Raw genomic sequence first — 1,797 nt, 5'->3', positions numbered from 1 at the left:
GGATCTGGCCCGCCTGATGCCCGCTTGCGCCGGCGTGCGGCGCTGGGGTTCTGCCGCGCTGGACATGGCCTATGTGGCGGCCGGCCGCTACGAGGGCTTCTGGGAACGCCGCCTGAACCCCTGGGACCTGGCCGCAGGCATCATCATCGTGAAAGAAGCCGGCGGCTTTGCCGAGGCAATCGACCCCGAGGCAGGTATTATCGACAGCGGTTCTGTGGTGTGCTCGAACGAGCCGATCTTTGATAGCTTCGCCAAGGTGATCCGCGGCTGAACCACCGCGGAGCTTTGAGTACCGGAAACGCGGCCTTTGGGTCGCGTTTTCTGTTTCGCCTGGCCGATCGGGCGCTGCCCGGCCCGAGGATCGGGCGCCGCCCTCAGCGTGTTAAACTACTGATCCGACGGATGGTTCACCCCGTCGTTCCAGGGGATCTCTCCATAGGTTTCCGGATGGGTCCGTGGGTTTGCTCCCTCGATACAGCCCAGATTGACGCCGCATTCCTTGGGATCTGAGCGGCGCTGGTGGTGGGTGTAGATGCCGCAAGTCTTGCAGAAATAGTGTTTCGCCGTATGGCTGCCCCAAGTGTAAAGGCTGAGGTTCCCGGCCCCTTTCAGCACCTTCAGGCTGGCGGCAACAGCAGTGACCGCAGCCGCCCCGCGGCGGCGGCAAAATGAACAGTCGCAGCGCGCAGCCGAGGCGAGGCCTTCGGGAAACTCTGCCTCGATCTCAACAGCGCCGCAGTGGCAGGTGGCTTTCAGGTGTTCCATATCACTTCCTGTACTGGACACAGCTTTTCGCGGCCCTACATCCCTGACATCCCGGTCTTCTTCAGGGGGGAGGAGAATCGGGTTAGAGCGGCCTGTATTACTTTTAGATTATTATCACAGCAGGCCGCTCGACGACCAAATGCCCTGCTTTTTTCACCGGATGCAGCAAACCAGCCATTTTCGCAGGTCTGCGATGCGGTTCAATTTCGGGCTGGTCAAGCCGGTCGCTGAAAGTGCCAGCGATTCATTGCAGATCGCTGGCGGCTTATCTGGACGCGCCGATGCAGCAGGGCAGCAGTTGCTTCATAAGGACCGGCTAAACTGCCGCCCTCTTTCTATTTCCCCCAAGGCCCCGGATTGCGCTTCTTGCGCGGCAGCTTGGGGATGCGGCTGGCGGAATATTCATACTCGTTCTCCGGATGCGGCGGCTGGCCATGGGTCTTGTTCCAGAACGCCGGGCCACCGCGCCGCAGCCACAGGGGCAGGCACAGGACCAGACCCACCGCAAAACCGCCGGCATGGGCCCAATAGGCAACGCCGCCCTGATCGGGATCAGCGCCGAGGCCGCCGAAGAACTGCATTGCCAGCCAGACGCCCAGCATCACAAAAGCGGGGATCGTGAAGATGCGGAAATAGATGATCAGCACCAGCAGGATATCGACGCGCGCCTTGGGGAACATCAACAGGTAGCCGCCCATGACGCCCGCAATGGCGCCGGAAGCCCCCACCGTGGGCACCATGGACCCGGGCGCCGAATAGACGTGTATCAGCCCGGCGCCGATACCGCTGGCAAGGTAGAAGACAAGGAAGGGCAGGTGGCCCATCTCATCCTCCAGATTGTCGCCGAAGATCCACAGGAACAGCATGTTGCCGCCCAGATGCATCAGCCCTGCGTGGATGAACATTGAGGTGAACAGGGTCTCGAACCCGTAGCCGTGGCTGATCTCGGCCGGCACCACCGCGTAGGAGTCATAGAAAAAGGCCAGCGCGCGGGGGCTGGCATAGCTCGCCGTGTAGTAGACATAGGCCAGG

Annotated in this window: 3 protein-coding genes; 1 reads left to right on the top strand and 2 read right to left on the bottom strand. The window is 61.8% G+C overall.

Annotation, left to right across the window (positions count from 1 at the left end):
* Nucleotides 1-271: inositol monophosphatase family protein (locus tag A2I95_RS35215; protein ID WP_291737213.1), on the top strand; the 271-nt coding region annotated here is incomplete at its 5' end.
* Nucleotides 272-387: 116 nt separating this feature from the next.
* Here the strand turns inward: A2I95_RS35215 and A2I95_RS35210 are convergent.
* Both A2I95_RS35210 and A2I95_RS35205 read right to left on the bottom strand, forming a co-directional pair.
* Nucleotides 388-765: a GFA family protein gene (locus A2I95_RS35210; protein ID WP_291737211.1), complete on the bottom strand. Its 378-nt coding sequence runs from the start codon at nucleotides 763-765 to the stop codon at nucleotides 388-390.
* A gap of 335 nt (nucleotides 766-1,100) precedes the next feature.
* Nucleotides 1,101-1,797: rhomboid family intramembrane serine protease (locus tag A2I95_RS35205; protein WP_291737210.1), on the bottom strand; the 697-nt coding region annotated here is incomplete at its 5' end.

This window comes from Leisingera sp. F5, assembly GCF_001593695.1.
The sequence above is the reverse complement of the archived record's forward strand: the minus strand, read 5'-3'. Positions and strand labels throughout refer to the sequence as shown.

Excerpts from the sequence above, each read along its gene's own strand:
- A2I95_RS35210 (WP_291737211.1), bottom strand. The coding sequence starts at position 765 with ATGGAACACCTGAAAGCCACCTGCCACTGCGGCGCTGTTGAGATCGAG.